This window comes from Cellulomonas sp. HZM (assembly GCF_000708885.1).
Lineage (GTDB): Bacteria > Actinomycetota > Actinomycetes > Actinomycetales > Cellulomonadaceae > Cellulomonas.
The window spans coordinates 1-22,991 of record NZ_JEOE01000005.1 but is presented as its reverse complement, the minus strand read 5'-3'; the positions used below and the strand labels follow the sequence as shown (position 1 = coordinate 22,991).

The 22,991-nt window shown below is 70.5% G+C and carries 19 protein-coding genes; 10 read left to right on the top strand and 9 right to left on the bottom strand.

Going from position 1 to position 22,991, the window contains the following annotated elements:
• Positions 1-11 precede the first annotated feature (11 nt).
• A complete protein-coding gene (gene dnaB / locus AW16_RS0104685) occupies positions 12-3,683 on the bottom strand; it encodes a replicative DNA helicase (RefSeq protein ID WP_081861462.1) in 3,672 nt (1,223 codons plus the stop codon).
• Positions 3,684-4,064: 381 nt separating this feature from the next.
• Between dnaB and AW16_RS0104675 the strand changes: the two genes are divergently transcribed.
• Complete coding sequence (locus AW16_RS0104675; RefSeq protein WP_029288513.1) at positions 4,065-5,375, top strand: MATE family efflux transporter; 1,311 nt, start codon at positions 4,065-4,067, stop codon at positions 5,373-5,375.
• 37 nt (positions 5,376-5,412) lie between these two features.
• Here the strand turns inward: AW16_RS0104675 and AW16_RS0104670 are convergent, their stop codons facing one another.
• Positions 5,413-6,006: a hypothetical protein gene (locus tag AW16_RS0104670; RefSeq protein WP_034648126.1), complete on the bottom strand. Its 594-nt coding sequence runs from the start codon at positions 6,004-6,006 to the stop codon at positions 5,413-5,415.
• Positions 6,007-6,495: 489 nt separating this feature from the next.
• Between AW16_RS0104670 and AW16_RS0104665 the strand changes: the two genes are divergently transcribed.
• The 5 genes from AW16_RS0104665 (at position 6,496) to AW16_RS0104645 (ending at position 11,796) form a co-directional block, all read left to right on the top strand.
• Positions 6,496-7,731, top strand: a complete 1,236-nt coding sequence (locus AW16_RS0104665; protein WP_029288509.1) for a branched-chain amino acid ABC transporter substrate-binding protein — start codon at positions 6,496-6,498, stop codon at positions 7,729-7,731.
• 76 nt (positions 7,732-7,807) lie between these two features.
• Positions 7,808-8,842: a branched-chain amino acid ABC transporter permease gene (locus tag AW16_RS0104660; RefSeq protein WP_029288507.1), complete on the top strand. Its 1,035-nt coding sequence runs from the start codon at positions 7,808-7,810 to the stop codon at positions 8,840-8,842.
• Positions 8,839-10,095 (top strand): branched-chain amino acid ABC transporter permease, encoded by a 1,257-nt coding sequence (locus tag AW16_RS0104655; RefSeq protein WP_051681660.1) that lies wholly within the window; start codon positions 8,839-8,841, stop codon positions 10,093-10,095. The genes AW16_RS0104660 and AW16_RS0104655 overlap by 4 nt, the downstream gene beginning before the upstream one ends.
• 182 nt (positions 10,096-10,277) lie before the next feature.
• A complete protein-coding gene (locus AW16_RS0104650; protein ID WP_231495953.1) occupies positions 10,278-11,090 on the top strand; it encodes an ABC transporter ATP-binding protein in 813 nt (270 codons plus the stop codon).
• Positions 11,077-11,796, top strand: coding sequence for an ABC transporter ATP-binding protein (locus AW16_RS0104645; protein WP_029288502.1), 720 nt, complete (start codon positions 11,077-11,079; stop codon positions 11,794-11,796). Before AW16_RS0104650 ends, AW16_RS0104645 begins: the two co-directional genes overlap by 14 nt.
• A 34-nt stretch (positions 11,797-11,830) precedes the next feature.
• On the opposite strand, the gene AW16_RS18565 is transcribed toward AW16_RS0104645, so the two are convergent.
• Positions 11,831-12,109 (bottom strand): hypothetical protein, encoded by a 279-nt coding sequence (locus AW16_RS18565; RefSeq protein ID WP_029288500.1) that lies wholly within the window; start codon positions 12,107-12,109, stop codon positions 11,831-11,833.
• A 7-nt stretch (positions 12,110-12,116) separates the two neighbouring features.
• Between AW16_RS18565 and AW16_RS0104635 the strand changes: the two genes are divergently transcribed.
• On the top strand, positions 12,117-13,376 hold the full coding sequence (locus AW16_RS0104635) for a carboxypeptidase-like regulatory domain-containing protein (protein ID WP_034648124.1): 1,260 nt from the start codon (positions 12,117-12,119) through the stop codon (positions 13,374-13,376).
• Positions 13,377-13,443: 67 nt separating this feature from the next.
• On the opposite strand, the gene rplI is transcribed toward AW16_RS0104635, so the two are convergent.
• The 5 genes from rplI to AW16_RS0104610 form a co-directional block, all read right to left on the bottom strand.
• Positions 13,444-13,893: a 50S ribosomal protein L9 gene (gene rplI / locus AW16_RS0104630; protein WP_029288496.1), complete on the bottom strand. Its 450-nt coding sequence runs from the start codon at positions 13,891-13,893 to the stop codon at positions 13,444-13,446.
• Between the two features lie 14 nt (positions 13,894-13,907).
• A complete protein-coding gene (gene rpsR, locus AW16_RS0104625) occupies positions 13,908-14,144 on the bottom strand; it encodes a 30S ribosomal protein S18 (protein WP_028051084.1) in 237 nt (78 codons plus the stop codon).
• Positions 14,145-14,221: 77 nt separating this feature from the next.
• Positions 14,222-14,746, bottom strand: a complete 525-nt coding sequence (locus AW16_RS0104620; RefSeq protein ID WP_029288492.1) for a single-stranded DNA-binding protein — start codon at positions 14,744-14,746, stop codon at positions 14,222-14,224.
• 72 nt (positions 14,747-14,818) lie between these two features.
• Positions 14,819-15,112: a 30S ribosomal protein S6 gene (gene rpsF, locus AW16_RS0104615; RefSeq protein ID WP_029288490.1), complete on the bottom strand. Its 294-nt coding sequence runs from the start codon at positions 15,110-15,112 to the stop codon at positions 14,819-14,821.
• A gap of 178 nt (positions 15,113-15,290) precedes the next feature.
• The gene (locus AW16_RS0104610; RefSeq protein ID WP_034648123.1) at positions 15,291-17,798 is read right to left on the bottom strand and encodes a transglycosylase domain-containing protein; all 2,508 of its coding nucleotides are present in this window, start codon (positions 17,796-17,798) and stop codon (positions 15,291-15,293) included.
• Positions 17,799-18,150: 352 nt separating this feature from the next.
• Between AW16_RS0104610 and AW16_RS0104605 the strand changes: the two genes are divergently transcribed.
• The 3 genes from AW16_RS0104605 to AW16_RS0104595 all read left to right on the top strand — a co-directional run bounded on the left by AW16_RS0104605 (position 18,151) and on the right by AW16_RS0104595 (position 21,361).
• On the top strand, positions 18,151-18,798 hold the full coding sequence (locus AW16_RS0104605) for a PadR family transcriptional regulator (RefSeq protein WP_029288486.1): 648 nt from the start codon (positions 18,151-18,153) through the stop codon (positions 18,796-18,798).
• Positions 18,795-19,889 carry an inositol-3-phosphate synthase gene (locus tag AW16_RS0104600; protein WP_029288484.1) on the top strand — a complete coding sequence of 365 codons (1,095 nt, stop codon included), beginning with the start codon at positions 18,795-18,797 and terminating at the stop codon, positions 19,887-19,889. Before AW16_RS0104605 ends, AW16_RS0104600 begins: the two co-directional genes overlap by 4 nt.
• Positions 19,890-20,059: 170 nt before the next feature.
• Positions 20,060-21,361, top strand: a complete 1,302-nt coding sequence (locus AW16_RS0104595; RefSeq protein WP_029288483.1) for an MFS transporter — start codon at positions 20,060-20,062, stop codon at positions 21,359-21,361.
• Here AW16_RS0104595 and AW16_RS0104590 read toward each other — a convergent pair.
• Positions 21,350-22,840, bottom strand: a complete 1,491-nt coding sequence (locus AW16_RS0104590; protein WP_034648122.1) for a CCA tRNA nucleotidyltransferase — start codon at positions 22,838-22,840, stop codon at positions 21,350-21,352. The genes AW16_RS0104595 and AW16_RS0104590 overlap by 12 nt on opposite strands.
• Positions 22,841-22,991 lie beyond the last annotated feature (151 nt).

The following is a 22,991-nucleotide window of genomic DNA, read 5'->3' as shown; positions in this document are numbered from 1 at the left end:
CGGCAGAACCGTCACGCCTGCATGTCGACGAACCGCGAGTAGTGCCCCTGGAAGGCGACCGTGATCGTGTCCGTAGGCCCGTTACGGTGCTTGGCGACGATCAGGTCCGCCTCGCCGGCGCGCGGCGACTCCTTCTCGTAGGCGTCCTCGCGGTGCAGCAGGATCACCATGTCCGCGTCCTGCTCGATGCTGTTGTGGACCGCGATGCCGTTGGCGATGAAGTTGTGGGTGCCGAGGACGGTCGCGTCGTAGACGGGTCTCTCGCCCATGGGCTCGATCGCCACGACCTCGTCCCACAGCAGGTCGTTGACCGCCATGATCTCGAGGTCTTCGCTGTCCAGGACCTCGGCGATACGACCCAGACGCTGCCGCGACGGTGCATTCGGGTTCTCCTGCGGCACCACACCGGCGGGGATCGGCTGGGACGCTGCGCCGGCTCCGACGAGCACGTCGCGGACCTCGCCCCACACCGGGCGCGACACGGCGTTCGACGCGGTGCTGCTGCTGGCGGCGCGCACGATCTCCAGCAAGCGCGACGCCGTCGCGCCCGCGACGCCGATCTCCTGAAGGAAGCGTCGCTGGTCGTCGACACCGTCGATGTCGAGCATCCATCCGTCGTGGCCAGCGGCCTCGTGCGACCTGCGCACGACCGTCGAGATGCCGAAGCGGAGCAGCAGGCGGGACAGTCCGTCGAGCAACGCGCGGGATCTCGACGTGTAGCGAATCCGACCCCCTCGGCCCGACGGCTCGACGGTGACCGATGCGTTGGTCGACCACAGGTGATGGACGAACAGCGCGATCTGTTCCTTCGGGAGGTGGAATACCGCCGTCGGCAGAAACCGCTCGTCGCCGCGTGCGCCGAACAGCCCGAAGTCGTCGAGCCATTCCGCGACCGGCTTCGGCTTGCCCTTCCCGATCTGCGCCGAGGACCCGTCGCCCAGGAGGTTCGCGAGCATCACGACCTTCCGGTCGTCCCACGCCACCCGCCGCTCCGGACCGGGGACGTGGCGGGGCACGCCGAGCCTCGAACCGACCTCGAGCTCGCCCAGCGGGGTCCATCCCTCGTACGTCAGGAACGGGTGGTTCGCCGTCGCGACGACCTCCTTGCCGGAGGCCAGCCGCAGCCGGTACGTGGGTCGCGTCCCGGTCGGGAACACGTGCGAGAGGTGCCGGCGGACGTACTGCAGCCGCTCGTCGAGCGCCCACACCGGTACGTCCTTCGCACCCAGCGCGTACAGCTCGCCGAGCGTCGTCTCCGCGCCGGTGTCCGCACGCAGGATCCGCGTGTCCTCGGTCAGGCACCCCGATTCGCGAAGGTCGCTCATCTGCGGCTTCTTGTCCGTGCGCTGCTCCGGGCCACGGTTCAGCTGCGAGATCGCGATGACCGGGACCTCGAGCTCCTTCGCCAGCAGCTTGAGCGCTCGCGAGAACTCGGAGACCTCCTGCTGACGTGACTCGACGCGCTTACCCGACGACATGAGCTGCAGGTAGTCGATGATCACGAGCTTGAGGTCGTGGCGTTGCTTGAGCCGACGGCACTTCGCGCGGATCTCCATCAGCGACATGTTCGGCGAGTCGTCGATGAACAGCGGCGCCTCGGAGATCTTGCCCATCGTGGAGGCGACCTTCGCCCAGTCGTCCTCGCCCATCTGGCCGGTGCGCATCTTCTGCAGGTGCACACGCGCCTCGGCGGAGAGCAGACGCATGGTGATCTCGTTGCGGCTCATCTCGAGAGAGAAGACGACGGACGCCATGTTGTGCTTGATGGAGGCCGACCGCACGATGTCGATGCCCAGCGTCGAGTTGTGCGTCGGCACCATCGCCCGGCTCGCGAGGTACAGGTGCGAGTCGTGGTCGATCTGCACGCATCGCACGGGCACCGACTCGATCGGCTCGACGGCGACGATGTAGCGCTCGCGCAGCCTGCGGGTCGAGGGGCGGCGTCGGTCCTTGTGCACGAGCTTCTTGCGCTCGAGCGCGAACACCTCGTCGTCCGTCGTGAACGTCAGCGTGAACGCGGTCGACGACGCCTCGCTACGACCGGCCACCGACTTCGTCGACCACCCGGACCGGTACCCGAGCGAGTGGACGAGCTCGCGCACGTCCTGCGCGAGCCGCTTGGACGTCAGCGAGATCTGCACGCTGCCCGTCGGGTTCACGGTGCCGTCCGTGTCGAGCAGCCCGGCGAGGAGGTCGCGCCGCTGAGCCTCGCTCGCACGCAGGTACTGCACCGGGATGTGCTTGTCCTCGAGGACGCCCAACGTCCGCAGTCGGCCCTGGATCGTGCCGTACCGGTCGTGACACGACTGGCAGCGCCTCAAGCCCGACGTCTCGACCCCGCAGTCCGGGCAGGTCGGAACAGCCACAGGAGCGGAGACGACGCGTCCCCCGCACGACTGCCCACACGTTCGCACCTGGGAACGCGCCGGGATGAACGTCGACCCGCACACCTCGCAGCTACGCGCCGCGATGGGTTCGACCGGCAAGGTCATGGTGTAGAGCCGAGCTGCGCCCTGGAAGACGTCGCGCATGGTGACGTCGATGCCCCGGCCCTCGATGCGCATCGCGATCTCCGGGTCCGCGCTCGTGAAGCGGGCCGACGCGGAGTGCCCGTCGCCCAGCCACACGCCCAGGGCGTACGGGTCGACCAGGAGGTCGGCGGTCGGGAGGTCGAGCGGCCGTGCCGTCTCGACCGAGTGGTTCGCGCGTGCGTCGGCGGTCGCACAGCGGACGGTCGCGTGGATCTCCTCGGTGGTCCAGATCCCCGGGGTGCTCCCGTGCGGTCGGCGCCGGTCCGCGCGAGTGCGGGTCTCCCACTCGTGCTGCGCGTCGGCGACGATCGTCGTCCCGTCGTCGAACGTGACCCGGTAGCAGGGCCGTCCGGTCATCTCCCCGGTCGCCGCGACGACGCGCGTGGGCGTGCCGTCGGCCGCGATGAGCCAGTCGCCGACGGCGACCTCGCCCATCGTCGTCCACCCCGTCGGGGTCGGCAGCGGGGTGTCGAGCGCGAGCGCCTTCCCGATGGCCGGCCGCGCCGCCACCACGATCATCTGCCCCGGGTGCAGCCCGTTGGTCAGGCGGTCCAGGTCCGAGAACCCGGTCGGCACCCCGATCATCCCCTCGCCGCGGTGGCCGGCCGCCTCGATCTCGTCGACCGTGCCGCCGATGATCTCCGACAGCGGCAGGTAGTCCTCCGCCGCGCGCCGCTCGGTGACCGCGTAGACCTCGGCCTGCGCGTTGTTGACGATCTCGTCGACGTCGCCGCCGTCGGTCCCGTACCCGAGCTGCACGATGCGCGTGCCGGCCTCGACCAGCTTCCGCAGGATCGAGCGCTCCCGCACGATCCGCGCGTAGTAGCCCGCGTTCGCCGCGGTGGGCACGGACGCGATGAGCGTGTGCAGGTAGGGGGCGCCGCCGATGCGGCCCATCTCGCCGCGCTTGGTGAGCTCGTCGGCCACCGTGATCGCGTCCGCGGGCTCGCCGCGGCCGTACAGGTCGAGGATCGAGTCGTAGATGAGCTCGTGCGCCGGGCGGTAGAAGTCCGTACCGCGCAGCTGCTCGATGACGTCCGCGATGGCGTCCTTCGAGATCATCATGCCGCCGAGCACGGACCGCTCTGCGTCGAGGTCCTGCGGCGGCGTGCGGTCCATGCCGCGCGACGCCTCCACCGGCGCCTCGTACATCTCCTCGATGCTCACTGCCACCCCCTGAAGGAACGATCTGCGAACGCATGTTCGCACCAGGGTCTGACACGACGAGCCCCGCGCACGCGACCGTAGGCGCGTCGTCGGCCCCCTCACAAGCCGCCCGGACGAGCGCCGACGCGGTCTGTGGACAACCTGGGGACAGCCCGCCCGAGCCTGGGGACGGGCCCCCAGAGAAGTGTGGGCGGAGTGTGGACGGTGTCCGATTTGATCCACAGGTCGTGGACAGCGATGTGGATACTGTGGGTGAACCAGCCGTCCGGCACCGCTCTCACCCGCACGTTCACCGTGCACCGGGTGTGGATCCCCTGAGAGATCACCGCCATTTCACCTGTTGGACACCCGGACGACCACGGGAGAGTGAGCGTCGACCGGCAGATCCTCGCGCTCGCCGTCCCGGCGCTCGGCGCGCTCGTCGCCGAGCCGCTTTTCGTGCTCGTCGACTCCGCCGTCGTCGGCCACCTGGGGACCGACCCGCTCGCGGGGCTCGGGCTCGCGTCGACCCTGCTCGTGACGGTCGTCGGCCTGTGCGTGTTCCTCGCCTACGCCACCACGGCGGCGGTCTCCCGACGACTCGGCGCGGGCGACCAGCGCGGGGCGATGCAGATGGGTGTCGACGGCCTGTGGCTCGCGGTCGGTCTGGGCCTCGCCCTCGCCGCCGCGACCTGGGCCGGCGCTCGGCCGCTCGTCGAGGCGCTCGGCGCGCGCGGCGCGGTGGCCGACGAGGCGGTCACGTACCTGCACTGGTCCGCACCCGGGCTGCCCGGCATGCTCGTCGTCCTCGCAGCGACCGGAGCGCTGCGCGGCCTGCAGGACACGCGCACGCCGCTGGGCGTCGCCGCGAGCGGCGCCGTGGTCAACGCGGTGCTCAACGTCGCCCTCGTGCTCGGTCTGCACCGCGGCATCGGCGGCTCGGGCGCCGGCACGGCCGCGACGCAGCTCGCGATGGGCGCCGTCCTCGCGACCGTCGTCGCGCGCGGAGCCCGCGAGCGCGGCGTGAGCCTGCGGCCCGCGACCGCCGGCATCTGGTCGAACGCGCGCGCGGGCACGCCGCTGCTGGTCCGTACGCTCAGCCTGCGCGCCGCGATCCTGCTGGCGGCGTGGGTCGCGACCGGCCTCGGAGCGGTGAGCCTCGCCGGGCACCAGGTGGTCAGCGCCGTGTGGGGGCTTGCGGCGTTCGCGCTCGACGCGCTCGCGATCGCGGCGCAGGCGCTCGTCGGGCACGCCCTCGGCGCGGGTGACGTGGCCCGGGTCCGGGCGGTGCTGAGGCGCACGCTGCAGTGGGGCGTCGGCGCGGGTGCGGTGCTGGGGCTCGTCGTCGGCGGCGCGTCGTGGTGGTACGTGCGGGCGTTCTCGTCCGACGACGACGTGCGGCGGGCCGCTGTCGCGGCGCTCGTCGTCGCCGCCGTGACGATGCCGATGGCCGGCTGGGTGTTCGTGCTCGACGGCGTGCTGATCGGCGCCGGGGACGGGCGCTTCCTCGCGTGGGCCGGCGTGGGGACCTTCGTCGCGTTCGTGCCCGCCGCGCTGGCCGTGCACGGCTGGGCACCGAGCGGCGCTGCGGGGCTCGCGTGGCTGTGGGTCGCGTTCGCGGGCGTGTTCATGGCCGCGCGGGCGACGACGACCGGGTGGCGCGCCCGAGGCGACGACTGGATCCGCCTCGGGCTCTGACGCCGCCGACCCAGTAGCACAGGTCGGCGGCGACCAGTCAGATGTCGTTCCCCCATCCGATCGCGTCGCACGCGAGGTACGCGAGCGAGCCCTTGGAGTACGCCGACTTCCGCGTCTTCTTGTCGTACTTGCACTCGGCGTTGCTCGCGGTGACGTTGACGAAGCTCTGCCACTTGCCGGAGAAGTGGCGAACCACGCCTCCGGAGCAGCGGTCCATGCCCCACGTTCCCTTGTACAGGACGACGCCGTCGTAGGCGGCGTAGTACGCGTCCTTGGGGCGCTTCGCGATCGACACCTTCACGGACTCGGCCGACTTCTTGGTCGTCGCCTTGTCTGCGGCAAGGGTCAGGCTGTACTTGCTCTCGACCTTGCCGAGGACGGCGTTGCCCAGATCCTCGCTCACCGACACGGACGTCGACACGGACGCCTTGACCGTCGTGGTGTGCTCGAGGGACAACGTCTTCGAGTAGGTCGTGGCCGGCGCCAGATGCAGACCCGTGTTGTGCGTCAGCACCGGTGTCCTCGACTTGTTGGTGGAGAAGGTCTCCCACCACCAACCCGTCTGCGACGAGGAGCACGTACGCACCGGGTCGGCGTGCGCCGCCCCGGCCCATCCGAAGCTCGACGCCACGAGCGCCAGTGTGGTTCCGATACTGAGCGCCGCGCGACGGCGCGACGATGAGTTGAAGATCTGCATAGTGGTCCCCCTGCGCGCATGTCCGGATGGCAACCCGCCGCTACCCGCCACTTCCAGAAGGGGCATATCGGGCGCGACGCGAGACAACCTAGTGCATGGCGCGCATCAGAGCCGCGAGACGGTATCGTCCGCCCAACGATACGGACGAGTAGCTTCTGCGGGTCGCGACGGTGCGGCACCCCGCAGGTGCGCGACGGTCTGGACGGCGGTACAAAAGAGGCGCACCGCCAGCCTTGATCGTTTCGTGACCTGCAGGGAGTTGATTCGTCACATGCCCGAGTGGTGCGGTAACGCGACGGTAACTCCGCCGTTCTAGGTTGCGTTCTCCGGCACCGCCGCCGTACCCGAACGCCATCCGGACGCACAGGTCCGAAGGGCGAAGCCCAGTTGGAAGCGGTCCCCGACTCATCTCGGAGGAAGTACATGCGAAGCTCGACCCCCCGCCTCGCGGGCACGGCGCTGGTCCTCGTGGCCGGCCTCGTCCTCGCCGGCTGCTCGTCCAAGGACGCCGGCGACTCGAACAGCCCGTCCGGTACCGACTCGGCTGCGGCCTCCGGTGACCTGTCGATCCAGCCCGTGGTCCAGATCGACTCCGAGGGCAAGGAGGTGCCGGCGGCGGACTCGTCGAACGCCGCCAACCCCGCCGGTGACGGCAAGGCCAAGTGCGACCCGGTCTCCATCGGCATGGCCGGTGCGCTCACGGGCCCCAACGCCGCGCTCGGCATCAACATCCTCAACGGCGCCAAGCTCGCGGTGGACCAGCACAACAAGGCCAACCCCGACTGCCAGGTCACCGTGAAGGACTTCGACACCGAGGGTGACCCGCAGAAGGCCACCCAGGTCGCGCCGACGATCGTCGGCGACGCCAGCGTCATCGGCCTGCTCGGCCCCGCGTTCTCGGGCGAGACCAAGGCGGTCGGCACGGTGTTCCACCAGGCCAACCTGCTCTCGCTCACGGCGTCGGCCACCAACCCCGACCTGACCAAGAACGGCTGGACCAACTTCTACCGCGGTCTCGCCAACGACGCGGTCCAGGGCCCGTCGGTCGCGAAGTACCTGGTCGGCACCGCCGGCTTCAAGAAGGTCTGCGTCGTGCAGGACGACTCCGACTACGGCGTCGGCCTGGCCGAGCAGATCACGGCCGGCCTCGGCAGCGCCGCGGACTCCGCGTGCGCCGCGAAGGTCAAGCAGGGTGACAAGGACTTCTCCGCGACGGTGCAGATCGTCAAGGGCGAGTCGCCCGACGCCGTGTTCTACGCGGGCTACTACGCGGAGGCGGCCCCGTTCGTCTCGCAGCTGCGCCAGGGTGGCATGACGGCGGCCTTCGTCTCGGCCGACGGCACCAACGACCCGCAGTTCGTCAAGCAGGCCGGCAACGCGTCGAAGGACGCCTACCTGTCCTGCCCGTGCGGCCCGGCCCCGGAGCAGTTCGCCAAGGACTACAAGGCGATGTTCAACATCGACTCCGGCGTCTACTCCGTCGAGGCGTACGACCTCGCGACGATCATGCTCAAGGGCATCGACTCCGGCGTGAAGGACCGCGCCGGCCTCGTCGACTACGTCAAGAGCTACGACGGTGACGGCCTCGCCCGCCACTACAAGTGGGACGCGGACGGCGAGCTCGCGTCGGCGCTGATCTGGATCTACCAGGTCAAGTGACCCCGGTACGACGGCCGGGTCCTCTCGGGGGCCCGGCCGTCGTGCATGTCCCGCCGGTCAGGCCACAAGGAGCACCATGAGCGGTCAGCTCGTCACCCAGGTCCTCACGAACGACGTCATCGACTTCAACGTCCACGCGCTCACCCACAACTTCTGGGCGCTGACGGTCGACGGCCTCACGTACGGATCGATCTACGCCCTCGTCGCCGTCGGCTACACGCTCGTGTACGGCGTGCTGCGGCTCATCAACTTCGCCCACTCCGAGATCTTCATGCTCGGCATGTTCGGGCAGTACGCGGTCCTCATGGCGCTCGGGTTCACACCCAACGGCAACGCCTACAGCGAGGGCACGCTGCTGACGATCCTGTACCTCGGCATCGCGATGCTCGGCGGCATGGCCGTCTCGGGCGGCGCGGCCGTCGGGCTCGAACGCGTCGCGTACCGACCGCTGCGCAAACGCGGGGCCCCGTCGCTCGTCTTCCTCATCACCGCGATCGGCGCGTCGTTCATCCTGCAGGAGTTCGTGCACTTCGTGCTCCCGAAGCTCACGAACCAGAAGCTCGGCGGCGTCAACGCGCAGCAGCCCATTCGGCTCGTCGAGCCGAGCGTGCAGTTCACGTTCCTGGGCGCCGACGTGACGAACGTCGAGATCATCATCTTCGTCGCCGCGATCCTCCTGGCCGTCGCCACCGAGCGGTTCGTGTCGCTGACGAAGTTCGGTCGCGGCATCCGCGCCGTCGCGCAGGACCCCGTCACCGCGACCCTCATGGGCGTCTCGCGCGAGCGCGTCATCATGCTGACGTTCCTCATCGGCGGTGTCCTCGCCGGCGCCGCCGCCCTGCTCTACACGCTCCGGGTCCCCACCGGGATCATCTACTCGGGCGGCTTCATCCTCGGCATCAAGGCGTTCAGCGCCGCGGTCCTCGGCGGCATCGGCAACCTGCGCGGCGCCCTGCTCGGTGGTCTGCTGCTCGGCGTCATGGAGCTGTACGGGCAGGCCCTGTTCGGCACGGAGTGGCGTGACGTCGTCGCGTTCGTGCTCCTGATCCTCGTGCTGATGTTCCGACCCACCGGCATCCTGGGTGAGTCCCTCGGGAGGGCACGCGCATGACCACCTCGACCTCCGGCTCGGCCTCTCTCGACACCGTCGAGACCCCGAACATCGGCATCGGCGACCGGTTCCGCCTGTGGTGGGACGCGCTCGCGCGGCCCGCGCAGTGGGGCATCGGCGTGCCGTTCATCGTCCTGATCGCGCTCCTGCCGGTCATCCGTCCGCCGGTGCTGACGACCGTCGGCACCGACTTCGGCAGCGTGCTCGCGCAGTTCGGCATGTACGCGCTGCTCGCGATCGGCCTCAACGTCGTCGTCGGCCAGACCGGCCTGCTCGACCTCGGGTACGTCGGCTTCTACGCGATCGGCGCCTACACAGTCGGCCTCATCACCAGTCCCGACAGCCCGTGGAACCTCACGGACGACTGGCTCTCGCGTGACTGGGCGTGGCTGTTCGCCGTACCGATCGCGATCGGCATCACCGCCGTGTCCGGCCTGATCCTCGGGTCGCCCACGCTGCGGCTGCGCGGTGACTACCTCGCGATCGTGACGCTCGGCTTCGGTGAGATCGTCCGCCTGCTGGCCGACAACCTCACGACCCTCACGGGCGGCGGGCGCGGCCTGTCGCAGATCGCCTACCCCGTCGTCGGGGAGAGCGCCAAGAACCCCAACGGCGTCTTCTCGGCCGGCAACACCCACAGCCCGCTCAACTCCGGGACCTGGTGGTTCTGGCTGAGCATCGTGCTGATCATCATCACGCTCGTGCTCGTCGGGAACCTCGAGCGCTCGCGCGTCGGGCGCGCCTGGGTCGCGATCCGCGAGGACGAGGACGCGGCCGAGATCATGGGCGTGCCGACGTTCAAGTTCAAGCTGTGGGCGTTCGTCATCGGCGCCTCCATCGGCGGCCTGTCCGGTGCGCTGTACGCGGGCCAGGTGCAGTTCGTCGTGCCGACGACGTTCAACGTCATCAACTCGATGCTGTTCCTGTGCGCCGTCGTCCTCGGCGGCCAGGGCAACAAGCTCGGCGTGATCCTCGGGGCGTTCATCATCGTGTACCTGCCGAACTTCTTCCTCGGCCGCACCTCGCTGCTGGGCTTCCAGATCAACGGCAACGACATCGCGAACTACAAGTACCTGTTCTTCGGGCTCGCGCTCGTCGTCCTCATGATCTTCCGGCCACAAGGCCTGATCCCGGCACGCCAGAAGCTCCTGGCGTACGGACGCCAGGTGTACGTGGCGGCGCGCGACGCGTACCGCGCGCTCACCGCCCGCACCGAGGTCTCCGCCGACGACGCGAAGGGGGGTGCCCGATGAGCGAGTCCGGAGGCATGGGCGCCGGGTCCGAGCACGACGAGCAGTACCGCGCACCCGACGACGCGATCGAGACGTCCGAGGACCTCCCCGAGGAGTACCTGCCGGACGGCGGCACCACCGCGGTCCCGGTCGACGTCGCCGCGGTCAACCCCGACCTCGCCGACGAGACGATCGTCGCGGAGATGGTCGCTCCCGAGCGGGAGATCCGCACCGCTGTGGGCGAGCCGCTGCTGCAGATGCAGGACGTGACCGTCCGGTTCGGTGGCCTCACCGCGCTCGACGGCGTGACGTTCGACATCCGTCGCGGCGAGATCCTCGGCCTCATCGGCCCGAACGGCGCCGGCAAGACCACGTGCTTCAACACGATGTCGGGCGTCTACCGGCCCACGTCGGGGCAGGTGCGGTTCGACGGCAAGCCGATCGGTGCGATCAAGCGCAACGCGATCACCCGCCTCGGCATCGCGCGCACGTTCCAGAACATCCGGTTGTTCAACGACATGACGGCGCTCGAGAACGTCGTCGTCGGCACGGACGCCCGCCACCGCACGTCGGTCCCCGGCGCGCTCTTCCGCAGCCCGCGCCACCGCCGCGAGGAGCGCGACGCGCTCGACCGTGCGATGGCCCTGCTGGAGTTCGTCGGCATCGGGCACCGCGCCACGCAGCAGGCACGCAACCTCCCGTACGGCGACCAGCGGCGCCTCGAGATCGCGCGTGCGCTCGCCACCGAGCCCAAGCTCCTGTGCCTCGACGAGCCCGCCGCGGGCTTCAACCCGGCCGAGAAGCAGCAGCTCATGGACCTCATCCGCAAGATCCGCGACGACGGCTACACCGTGCTGCTCATCGAGCACGACATGCGCCTGGTCATGGGCGTCACCGACCGTGTGGTGGTGCTCGAGTTCGGCCGCAAGATCGCCGACGGCCTCCCGGCCGACGTCTCGTCCGACCCGGCCGTTGTCGCCGCCTACCTGGGGGTTCCCGACGATGCCTCTGCTTGAGCTCAAGGACCTCACGCTCGCCTACGGCCGCATCGAGGCCGTCCGGGGCGTGTCGCTCACCGTCGAGGAGGGCGAGCTCGTCACGCTCATCGGCGCGAACGGCGCCGGCAAGACGACGACGATGCGCGCCATCTCCGGCATCCGCCCCGTCTCGCGCGGGTCGGTGTGGTTCGACGGCAAGGACATCACGCGGATGAAGGCCCACGAGCGTGTGCTCGCCGGCATCGTCCAGGCCCCCGAGGGCCGCGGCGTGTTCCCGGGCATGACCGTCGTCGAGAACCTCGAGATGGGCGCCTACGCGCGCAAGTTCGCGTCGAAGGCGGAGCACGACGAGACGGTGGACCGCGTCTACGAGCTGTTCCCCCGCCTCAAGGAGCGCCGCACGCAGGTGGGCGGGACCCTGTCCGGCGGCGAGCAGCAGATGGTCGCGATCGGACGCGCGCTCATGGCCCGGCCCCGACTGCTCCTGCTCGACGAGCCGTCGATGGGCCTCGCGCCGCTCGTGATCCAGCAGATCTTCCGGATCGTGTCCGAGATCAACGAGTCGGGAACCACGGTGCTGCTCGTCGAGCAGAACGCGCAGCAGGCGCTGTCCCGCTCGCACCGCGCCTACATCCTCGAGACCGGCGAGGTCATCAAGTCCGGCAACGGCAAGGAGCTCCTCGCCGACCCCGCGGTGAAGCAGGCGTACCTGGGCGTCGCCTGACCCCAACGAAACGGGGGCCTCGTTCGTCCCTACGTCAGCGCGTGCCCGCAGGGGGCGCCACGCTCGACGAGGGGATCGACATGAGGACCAGGGTGGGAAGGGCGACTGTCGCGGCGGCGTCGACGGGATTCGCCGCGGCGGCGCTCGTCGCGGGCTGCTCGGGAGTCGCGCCGGGAGCGAGCGCGGGGACGGGGTCCCCGACGAGTGCCGCAACCGTGACCGCCGCTCCCGCCGGCGCCGTGCCGACGACCACGCCGACGTTCACACCGACGTTCACACCGAAGCGGTCGAGCGGCTCGCGCGGGACCGTCACGGGGATCGTGACCCGCGACGGCAAGCCGCTGCGCGGCGCGAAGGTCGAGATGTACGTCTCCCCGCACCCGTGGGACGCCGTGAAGACCGCGACGACCGACGCCGACGGGCGGTACGAGCTCGACCTCGTGCGCCCGAAGGACTACGTCCTCGTCGTGAAGCAGGATGCGAAGGGCACCTGGTTCGACACCTGGGCCGGGAGCACCGTGCGGCTGCCCGAGTCGGATGTCCTGCACCCAGCGGCGGGCGAGGTCTCGACCGCCGACATCGAAGTGGCGCCCGCTGAGCGGGTGACCGGCGTCGTCGTCGGCACCGACGGCAAGCCGCTCGCCGGCGTCGACGTGCACGCCGACGCGGAGCACTCGCAGCTCGGCGCGCACGACCGCACCGACGAGGACGGGCGCTACACGATCGGAACGCTGCCGACCGGCCGTGTCACCGTGACCGCGACGGCGAAGGACGGGGTCGTCACGGCGGCGGCCTCGGTCGAGGTCGTGCACGGCGCCGTCGCGGAGGTCACGCGTCTCGAGCTCGGTCCGGCCGGCCACCTCACGGGCACGGTCGTCGGCTACGACGACGAGGACGGCACCGGCGTGCGCATCGAGCAGAAGGGCGGCCCGGGCGTGCGCGCCGAGCTAGACGGCCACGGGCGCTTCTCGCTCGACGCGGCGCAGGGGTCGTACCGCGTGGTGCTCGGCAACGGCGTCGCGTCCGCGTGGGTTCACCTCGCCGCTGGCGGCACCGCCTCGCTCGGTACGACGAAGGCCGTCGCCGGCCACACGACGCTGCACGGGAGGATCTCGGCCGCCTGCGCGTCGGGCAGCCTGGAGAGCGCCGTCTACGTGACCGACCGGTACGACCAGCCCTCCGGCGACGCGGTGGTGCACAAGGACGGAACCTGGAGCGTGAGCGGGGTCGCCGCCGGCGACTACACGGTCGCGAGCGTCGAGGCGCCCGCGGGGTGCGCGGGCGGCAGCACCGACGTGCACGTGCCCACCGGCACGTCGCGCACCATCGTGCGGCTGTCGCTCGACAAGGCGTACGCGGTGCGCGGGCACGTGGTGTCGCAGGACGGGTCGCCTGTCGTGGGGATCGTCGTCGGGTGCCTCAGCGGCGAGACGGAGACGGATGCCGACGGGGACTTCACCTGCCACGTCGGCGTCGGTGACGAGATCGGGATGTACGACCCGTACGGCTTCTACCGCAGCACCTCGTTCACCCTCGACCACGCGAGCGACGAGACGCGCAAGGTGGTCCTCGACCGCTGACGCCGCACGCACGAAGCCCCGCCACCCGGGCGACCGGGGGCGGGGCTTCGTGCGTGTCAGGCTGGCGTCAGCCGGCGACGACCTTGACGGTCACCGTGGCGGCGACGTCCGCGTGCAGGCGGACGGACACCTTGTACTCGCCGAGGGCCTTGATCGGCTGGCCGATCTCGACCTTGCGCTTGTCGATCGACGGGGCGCCCGACGCCTTGACCGCGTCAGCGATCTCGGCGGTCGTGACGGCACCGAACAGACGGCCCGACTCGCCGGCCTTCGCGGTCACGACGACCGGCTTCGACTGCAGCGAGTCACGGACGGCCTTCGCGTCGTCCAGCGTGGCGATCTCGCGGGCCTTGCGGGCCTTGCGGATCGCGGTGATGTCCTTCTCGGCACCCTTGGTCCACGGCGTGGCCAGGCTGCGCGGGATGAGGTAGTTGCGGGCGTACCCGTCCTTCACCTCGACGACGTCACCCGGGGCACCGAGACCGGTGACCTCGTGGGTCAGGATGATCTTCGCCATGTTCGGCCTCCTTCTCAGCGAGCCGACGACGAGTACGGCAGCAGGGCCATCTCGCGGGCGTTCTTGACGGCACGCGCGATCGCGCGCTGCTCCTGGACGGACACACCGGTCACCCGACGCGCGCGGATCTTCCCGCGGTCGGAGATGAACTTGCGCAGCAGCGCGGTGTCCTTGTAGTCGACGACGTCGATCTTCGCCGCCTTGAGCGGGTTCTGCTTCTTCTTGGGCTTGCGGACCACGGCCTTGGCCATCGTGGTGCTCCTCCTCGGATGGAGCCCCGGGCGTTGCCGTGCCCGGGGATGGGATGTTGTCTGGGGTGAAGGGCCTGTCAGAACGGGGGCTCGTCGGAGTAGCCGCCGCCGGAGCCACCTGCGGGCGTCGCCCACGGGTCCTCCTGCTGCTGGCCACCGCCGCCGAAGCTGCCGCCGCCCTGGCCACCGCCGTAGCTCCCGCCACCGCCGCCACCACCGAAGCCGCCGCCACCCGAACGCTGGGTCCGGGTGACCTTGGCCGTGGCGTAGCGCAGCGACGGGCCGACCTCGTCGACCTGCAGCTCGACCACCGTGCGCTTCTCGCCCTCACGGGTCTCGTAGCTGCGCTGGACGAGGCGGCCGGTCACGATGACGCGGGTGCCCTTCGTGAGCGACTCGGCGACCGACTCGGCCGCCTCCCGCCAGATCGAGCAGCGCATGAACAGCGTGTCGCCGTCCTTCCACTCGTTGCTCTGGCGGTCGAACGTGCGGGGGGTGGAAGCCACGGTGAAGTTGGCCACCGCTGCACCCGACGGGGTGAAGCGCAGCTCCGGGTCCCCCGTGAGGTTCCCGATCACCGTGATGACGGTCTCGCCGGCCATGCCATCTCCTCGCTCGTTCGAATCAGTCGTGTGTTCGTCGGGTGGACGCTAGCGGCGGCCACCGACATGCGCTCAGGCGTCGGCGCGGAGCACCTTGGTCCGCAGGACGACCTCGTTGAGGCCGAGCTGGCGGTCGAGCTCCTTGGCGGTCGCCGGCGTCGCCTGGAAGTCCACGACGGCGTAGATGCCCTCGGACTTCTTCTTGATGTCGTAGGCGAGACGACGGCGGCCCCAGATGTCCACCTTGTCGACCGAACCGCCGTCGTTCTTCACGACGGACAGGTACTTGTCGAGCGACGGGGCGACGGTGCGCTCCTCGATCTCGGGGTCGAGGATGATCATGATCTCGTACTGACGCAGGCTCATACCCACCTCCTCTGGTCTTCGCGGTCACGGTCGTTCCGTGACAGGAGGGTTCTCGTGCGTCGCTGTGCGGCGAGGAGTCCTCGTCGTGCTCCCGCTCCCTCGCCGATGGCGGCGGGGGACGCGGGCACAGCAGTGTTCTAGCCTACCGGGCGGTCCCGGCGAGCCAGAAATCCACAGGTCAGCCGTCCTCGCCCTGGCCGTCACCGGAGCCGCCCGTCTGCGTCGGGTTCGGGTCCGGATCCTTGGTCGGCTTCGTCGTCGGCTCGTTGGTCGGCGCGATCGTCGGGATCTGCGTCGGCTTGCTCGTCGGCCCGGGCTTGGGGCCCAGCGAGATGACGAGCGTGACCGAGCCACCCGGTTCGATCTTCTTGCCCTCGCCCGGATCCACGCGGATGACGCGGCCGACGATGACGTCGTCCGAGTACTCCGAGGTGATCGTCGCCGAGAGGCCCGCCTGGTAGAGCACCGAGGTGGCGTCCGCCTGCAGCTTGCCGACGAGGCCGGTCGGGACGCGGTCGACGGTCGGCGCCGTCTCGGTCTCGGTCGGCGTCGGGGTCGACGACGGCGTCGCGGACTGCGTCGGGCGCGAGGTCGCGGTCGGGCCGACGTTCGCGCGCGGCGGGAAGTCGACGACGTCCTCGTACTGCGGCTGCTCGAACACGCCGCCCATGTAGCTCGCCCAGATGCGCGCGGGGATCGAGCCGCCGGTCACGGCGTCGAGCGCGATGTGGCTGCCGAACTTGTAGCCGATCGGCGTGATGGTGTCCCGCGACTTGCCGTCCTCACCCACCTGGCTGAGCGCGACCGCGGTCGAGATCTGCGGCGTGAAGCCCACGAACCACGCGGACCGGTTGTCCTGCGACGTGCCGGTCTTGCCCGCGATCGGACGGCCGAGCGGCTTGACGTAGTTCTTGCCGGACCCGGACTGCACCACCTGCTGCATCGCGTAGGTCGCGTCCGCGACCACGTCGGCAGGGAACGCGCGCTTGCTCTTGGGCTTGTCGTTCGCGTACGCCACCGACCCGTCGGAGTTGTCGACCTGCTGGACGATGTACGTCTGGTGCCGCACGCCCTGCGCGGCGAGCGTCGCGTACGCGTTCGCCATCTCGAGCGGGTGCACGTCCGCCGTCCCGAGCACGTTCGACGGCTGGTCGGTGATCGGCGTGGTGATGCCCGCGGCCGCCGCTGCAGCGACCGTCTTCTCCGGGCCGATGTCGAGGTTCAGCTGCGCGTACACGGTGTTGACCGACTGCGCGGTGGCCGTCACCAGGTCGATGTAGCCGAACTGCTCGTTGCCGAAGTTCTGCACCGCCGGGTCGCCGGCCTGGCCCCAGCCCTTGGGCTTCTGCGGCGAGTAGCCCGCGTAGCGGGTGGTGAGCGTCTTGCCGTCCTCGAGCGCCGCGAGCAGCGTGAACGGCTTGAACGTCGACCCCGCCTGGACGGTGTCCACCGACGCACGGTTGATCTGGTCGGTGATGAAGTCGGGGCCGCCGTAGAGCGCGACGATGGCGCCCGAGCTCGGGTCCACCGACGCCATCGCCAGCTTGGTGCGCTTGTTCGGCTTCTGGTCGTCCACCAGCTTCCCCTTGAGGAAGTCGCTGGCGGTGGCGTTCATGTCCTTCTGGACCGGCTTCTGGATCGTCGTGACGACCTTGTAGCCGCCACGCTCGAGGTCGCTCTTGGTGATGTGCGTCGGGCCCGAGGCCAGCTCGTCCTCGACCATCTGCAGCAGGTAGCCCTGCGACCCGCGGTAGCGCTCGGTGCGCTTGTACTCGATGGTGTCGGGGAACGTCAGCTTGGCGCGCTCGGTCGCGGAGACCCAGCCCTCCTGCTGCATGCCGTCGAGGATGATGTTCCAGCGCGCCTCGGACTTCGCCTGGTTGACGGCGGGGTCCCAGTTGTTGGGCGACGGGATGACGGCCGCGAGCAGCGCCGCCTGCGAGACGTCCATGTCCTTGGCGTCGATGCCGAAGTACGCCTGCGAGGCCGCCTGCACGCCGTAGGAGTCGCGGCCGAAGTAGATGGTGTTGAGGTACCGGCCGAGGATCTCCTCCTTCGACTCGGTACGCGCGATCTTGATGGCGAGCAGCGCCTCGCGGAACTTGCCGACGTAGTCCCTCGTCGTCTTGTCCACGTAGTACCGCTCGACGTACTGCTGCGTGAGGGTCGAGCCGCCCTGGACGGTGCCGTCGCTCGTCGTCGCGTTGTGCAGGAAGGCGCGCGCCATGCCGGTGAGCGAGATGCCCGCGCTGCTGGTGAAGAAGGAACGGTCCTCGCCCGCGACGACGGCCTTGCCGACGTAGTCGGGCAGCGTGTCGTACTCGACGATCTCGCGCTTCTGCACAGCGTAGGTGCCCATGACGTCGCCCTGGCTGCCGTCGGCCTTGTTCGCGTAGTACACGGTCGAGGTCTGCGCCTGCGTGTCCTCGGCACCCTTGGCGGGGACCTTGACGCTCGCGTACGCGCCGACGAGGCCGCCGACGAGCAGGAAGCCCATGCCCAGGATCGTGCCGACGACCACGCGCCACGACGGGATCCAGCGGTGCAGGCCGCTGTACCCGGTGCGGGGGTAGTCGAAGAACCGCTTGCGGCCGGTGGGCTTGGGCGGGGTCGCGACGCGGGTGCCGCGCGACGAGCTGCGACGGGACCGCGAGGGAGCGGACCGTCCGTTCGACGAGCCTGCCAACGTGCTGCCTTCCTGACGACGACGGGGGTGCCGACCCGCGCCGTGCGTGCTCGGGGGCGCACGGGGGCAGGGGTCGGCCGACTGCCCAGTATGGAGGAGCGACCTGTCGTCGGGGCCGGACCGACGTCCGTCGCCGGGACCCTTCACACGATCGGCACCTGGCGGTCGTGGCGTGGTCGCATCGGGTGCGATCCGGCCACGATCGGGCCGCGATCCTGGCGCGCGCAGCGTGGCGTGCCTCACGCGGCTTGCTTCGACGCATCGCATCGACATACTCTGCGGATGTATCGAGTTGATACATCGTCCGTCTGGCCCGTCCCAGACTCTAGCGCTCACCCGAGGAGGTGCCCACGTGCGCGGTCGTTCCGACGTGCTCGAGCCGGCCATCCTCGGCCTGCTGCACGAGTCGCCCATGCACGGCTACGAGCTGCGCAAGCGCCTCAACCTGGTGCTCGGATCGTTCCGCGCCCTGTCCTACGGCTCGCTGTACCCCTGCCTCAAGTCCCTCGTGGAGCGTGGCTGGATCGTCGGCACGGAGTCGGCCACGGACGGGCACGGCGTGAGCAAGCGCGCCCGGATCGTGTACCAGCTGACGGCCGACGGCAAGGAGCACCTCCAGCAGGTGCTCTCCTCCGCGGGCCCGTCGGCCTGGGAGGACGAGAACTTCGACGTGCGGTTCGCGTTCTTCGCGCAGACCGACGCCGAGACCCGCCTGCGGATCCTCGAAGGCAGGCGCACGCGCCTGACCGAGCGACTCGAGACCGTCCGGCAGTCCTTCGCCCGCACCCGCGAGCGCATGGACGAGTACACGCTCGAGCTGCAGCGCCACGGCCTCGAACAGGTCGAGCGCGAGGTGCGTTGGCTCGACGGGCTCATCGACAACGAGCGCGGCCGCCGCCGCGTGCGTCCCACTGGCACCGGTCGTCCGGCCGATGCTGCTTCCACCGCCGCGGGCTCGTCGAGCTCTCCGGCGCGAACCACCGAGAAGGAGCGAGGATGACCTCCATCCGCGTCGCCATCGTCGGCGTCGGCAACTGCGCCGCGTCGCTCGTCCAGGGCGTCCACTACTACGCCGACGCAGCTGCGGACAGCAAGGTCCCCGGCCTGATGCACGTCCAGTTCGGCGACTACCACGTCAAGGACATCGAGTTCGTGGCCGCGTTCGACGTCGACGCGAAGAAGGTCGGCTTCGACCTCTCGGAGGCGATCCTCGCGTCCGAGAACAACACGATCAAGATCACCGACGTCCCGCCGCTCGGCGTGACCGTCCAGCGTGGCCACACGCTCGACGGCATCGGCAAGTACTACTCGCAGACCATCGAGGAGTCGGACGCCGAGCCGGTCGACGTCGTCGCCGCGCTGCGCGAGGCCCAGGTCGACGTCCTCATCTGCTACCTGCCCGTCGGGTCCGAGGCCGCCGCGAAGTTCTACGCGCAGGCCGCGATCGACGCGAACGTCGCGTTCGTCAACGCGCTCCCCGTCTTCATCGCGTCCGACCCGGAGTGGGCCGCGAAGTTCGAGGCCGCCGGTGTCCCGATCGTCGGCGACGACATCAAGTCGCAGGTCGGCGCGACCATCACGCACCGCGTGCTCGCCCGCCTGTTCGAGGACCGCGGCGTCATCCTGGACCGCACGTACCAGCTGAACGTCGGCGGCAACATGGACTTCAAGAACATGCTCGAGCGCGAGCGCCTGGAGTCGAAGAAGATCTCGAAGACGCAGGCCGTCACCTCGAACCTCGAGGACGGCCCGCTGGCCGGCAAGAAGGACGACCGCAACGTCCACATCGGCCCGTCGGACTACGTCGCCTGGCTCGACGACCGCAAGTGGGCGTACGTGCGCCTCGAGGGTCGCGCGTTCGGCGAGGTGCCCCTGAACCTCGAGTACAAGCTCGAGGTGTGGGACTCCCCGAACTCGGCCGGCATCATCATCGACGCGCTGCGCGCGGCGAAGATCGCCAAGGACCGCGGCATCGGTGGCCCCATCCTGTCCGCGTCGACGTACTTCATGAAGTCGCCGCCGGTCCAGATGGAGGACGGCAAGGGCCGCGCCCAGCTCGAGGCGTTCATCGCCGGCGAGGTCGAGCGCTGATCTCCCGCTGATCTGATCAGCATCACCGGAGGGGCTCCGGGTGCTTCGGCACCCGGGGCCCCTTCGTCGTGCCGAGCACGCACCCGCCGAGCAAGCACTTCGTCGCGTGGTGGGCGCCGATCACGTGACGAACCGCTTGGTCGCGTGGCGGCAGGGGGTGCGGTGCGAGGATGGCGCGTGTGCAGGTGATCACGGACCTTCGGCAGCTCGCGCCCCTGCAGGACTTCCGCAAGCTGCTCGCCGTGCGCCTGACCAGCCAGACGGCCGACGGCGTCTTCCAGGCCGGCCTCGCCACGCTGTTCTTCTTCTCGCCCGAGCACGCGAGCACCGCGACGGGTGTCGCGACGTCGTTCGCTGTGCTGCTGCTGCCGTTCACGATCGTCGGTCCGTGGGCCGGTGTGCTGCTCGACCGGTGGCGTCGCCGCCAGGTGCTGCTCGTCGGCAACCTCGTGCGCGTCGCCCTGACGCTGGCCGTCGCGGCGGTCCTCGCGACGAGCGGCGTCGGGCCCGCCGTGTACGTGCTCACGCTCGTCACGCTGTCCGTGAACCGGTTCCTGCTCGCGGCGCTGTCCGCGTCGCTGCCGCGCGTCGTCGACGGCGAGCTGCTGCTGACCGCCAACTCGGTCACCCCGACGCTCGGCACCGCCGCGGCAGGCGTCGGCGCGGGCATCGGCATCGGCGTCGGACTCCTCACCGGCAAGGGGCTCGCGCACGACGTCGGGTCGCTCGTCGTCGCCGCCGCGCTCATGGGCACCGCGAGCGCGCTCGCAGGGAGGCTCGGCCGCGAGCGCCTCGGTCCCGACGAGCTGTCCGACGCCGCCCAGCTGCGGGCGGCGCTCGGGACGCTCGCGCGCGGGCTCGTCGAGGGGGCCCGGTACCTCGTCGCGCGCGGGACCCCGGCGCGGGCGCTCGCCGTGATGACCGTGCACCGGTTCCTGTACGGGGTGGTGTTCGTCGCGAGCCTGCTGATCTCGCGCAACCTGCTCTCCGACCCGCACGACGCCGCCGCCGGGCTGCGCACGTTCGGCACGGTGCTCGGCGCGACGGTCGTCGGGTTCGCGCTCGCCGTGGTGCTCACGCCGACGATCACGCCGCGCATCGGACCGCACGCCTGGATCGTCGTGTGCCTGGGGATCGCGGCGGTCAGCCAGGCGGTCGTCGTCGTGACCTACGCGCTGTGGGCGCTGGTCACCGCGGCCGCTGCGCTGGGCCTGGCGGCGCAGGGCGCGAAGATCGCGGTCGACACCATCGTGCAGCGCGACACGGCCGACGAGTTCCGCGGGCGCGCGTTCGCGCTGTACGACGTGCTCTACAACGCGGGGTTCGTCGGCGCCGCTGCCCTCGCCGCGTTCACGCTCCCGGACACCGGCTACTCGCGCGGGCTGTTCGCGGCGCTCACCGCGGGCTACGTCGCGACGGCCGCGGCGTACGGCTGGGCATCGCGACGCGCCCCCCGGCCGTCAGCCGTCTGACGACGAGCCCGAACGCGCACCCCACCACGCGAGCAGCTCCTCGCGCGCGACATCCGCCCCCAGCGGCCCCCGCTCCATGCGCAGCTCGAGCAGGTGCTTGTACGCGGCGCCCACCTCGCGCGACGGCCCGATGCCCAGGATCTCCATGATCTGCGTGCCGTCGAGGTCGGGCCGGATCGCGTCCAGCTCCTCCTGCTCCTGCAGCCGCTCGATGCGGGCCTCGAGGTCGTCGTACGCGGCGGACAGGCGCGCGGCCTTGCGCTGGTTGCGCGTCGTGCAGTCCGAGCGCGTCAGGCGGTGCAGACGCTGCAGCAGCGGGCCGGCGTCGGTGACGTAGCGGCGCACCGCGGAGTCGGTCCACTCGCCCTCGCCGTACCCGTGGAAGCGCAGGTGCAGCTCGGTGAGGCGCGAGACGTCGTGCACGGTCGCCTTGTCGAAGCGCAGCTCCTTGAGCCGCCTGGCGGTGAGCTTGGCGCCGACCATCTCGTGGTGGTGGAAGCTGACGCCGCCGCCCGGCTCGAAGCGGCGCGTGCGGGGCTTGCCGATGTCGTGCAGCAGCGCCGCGAGCCGCAGCACCAGGTCGGGGCCGGGCACCGGGCCGTCGGGGCCGGTCTCCGAGGCGATCGCCTTGTCGAGCACGGTCAGCGAGTGCTCGTAGACGTCCTTGTGCCGGTGGTGCTCGTCGATCTCGAGCCGCAGCGCGGGCAGCTCCGGCAGGACGTGCTGCGCGAGGCCCGTCTCGACGAGCACCTGCAGCCCGAGCCGCGGCTGCGCCGAGAGCAGCAGCTTCGTCAGCTCGTCGCGCACCCGCTCGGCGGACACGATGGTGATCCGGTCCGCCATGTCGACGATCGCGGCGCGCGTGCCCTCCTCGACCGTGAAGCCGAGCTGGGCGGCGAACCGCGCCGCGCGCATCATCCGCAGCGGGTCGTCGTCGAACGACTGCCGCGGGTCCACCGGCGTGCGCAGCACTCCGCGCGCGAGGTCGGCGAGGCCGTCGAACGGGTCGACGAACGTCAGGTCCGGCACGCGCACGGCCATCGAGTTGACCGTGAAGTCGCGGCGCGAGAGGTCGCCCTCGAGCGAGTCGCCGAACGCGACGACGGGCTTGCGCGACGACGGGTCGTACTCGTCGGTGCGGTAGGTGGTGACCTCGACGACGACGTCCTCGCCCGACGAGCGCCGCGACCCGAACCGCCGCGCGCCGATCGTGCCGAACTCGCGCCCGATGTCCCAGTGCGCGTCGCCCCAGCGCGCGAGGATCGCCTGCGTCTCGTCGGGTGTCGCGCTCGTCGCGAAGTCCAGGTCGGCCGACGACCGGCCGAGGAACGCGTCACGGACAGGCCCGCCGACGAGCGCGAGCTCGTGGCCCGCGGCGCGGAACAGCTCGCCGAGCTCGACGGCGTCGGAGGAGAGGCCGGCGAGCACGCCGAGCGCGCGCTTCTGCAGCGCGAGCAGCGTGGTGGGGGCGTCGGTCACCCGCAGATTCTAGGCGGACGCGCCCCGGCGGGTTCGGGCCGCACGGGCGCAGTCGTTACAGTGGCGTGCATGTCCGGCGCCGCGTCCTCCCCGTCTTCGCGGGGTGTCCCGGCGCCGCCCGGAGGCCATCGTCTGCAGATCGACCCCCGCC

Excerpts from the sequence above, each read along its gene's own strand:
- rpsR (WP_028051084.1), bottom strand. The coding sequence starts at position 14,144 with ATGGCCAAGGCCGTGGTCCGCAAGCCCAAGAAGAAGCAGAACCCGCTC.
- AW16_RS0104660 (WP_029288507.1), top strand. The coding sequence starts at position 7,808 with ATGAGCGGTCAGCTCGTCACCCAGGTCCTCACGAACGACGTCATCGAC.
- AW16_RS0104600 (WP_029288484.1), top strand. The coding sequence starts at position 18,795 with ATGACCTCCATCCGCGTCGCCATCGTCGGCGTCGGCAACTGCGCCGCG.
- dnaB (WP_081861462.1), bottom strand. The coding sequence starts at position 3,683 with ATGTACGAGGCGCCGGTGGAGGCGTCGCGCGGCATGGACCGCACGCCG.
- AW16_RS0104655 (WP_051681660.1), top strand. The coding sequence starts at position 8,839 with ATGACCACCTCGACCTCCGGCTCGGCCTCTCTCGACACCGTCGAGACC.
- AW16_RS0104595 (WP_029288483.1), top strand. The coding sequence starts at position 20,060 with ATGGCGCGTGTGCAGGTGATCACGGACCTTCGGCAGCTCGCGCCCCTG.
- rpsF (WP_029288490.1), bottom strand. The coding sequence starts at position 15,112 with ATGAGCCTGCGTCAGTACGAGATCATGATCATCCTCGACCCCGAGATC.
- AW16_RS0104645 (WP_029288502.1), top strand. The coding sequence starts at position 11,077 with ATGCCTCTGCTTGAGCTCAAGGACCTCACGCTCGCCTACGGCCGCATC.
- AW16_RS0104620 (WP_029288492.1), bottom strand. The coding sequence starts at position 14,746 with ATGGCCGGCGAGACCGTCATCACGGTGATCGGGAACCTCACGGGGGAC.
- rplI (WP_029288496.1), bottom strand. The coding sequence starts at position 13,893 with ATGGCGAAGATCATCCTGACCCACGAGGTCACCGGTCTCGGTGCCCCG.
- AW16_RS0104650 (WP_231495953.1), top strand. The coding sequence starts at position 10,278 with ATGGTCGCTCCCGAGCGGGAGATCCGCACCGCTGTGGGCGAGCCGCTG.
- AW16_RS0104665 (WP_029288509.1), top strand. The coding sequence starts at position 6,496 with ATGCGAAGCTCGACCCCCCGCCTCGCGGGCACGGCGCTGGTCCTCGTG.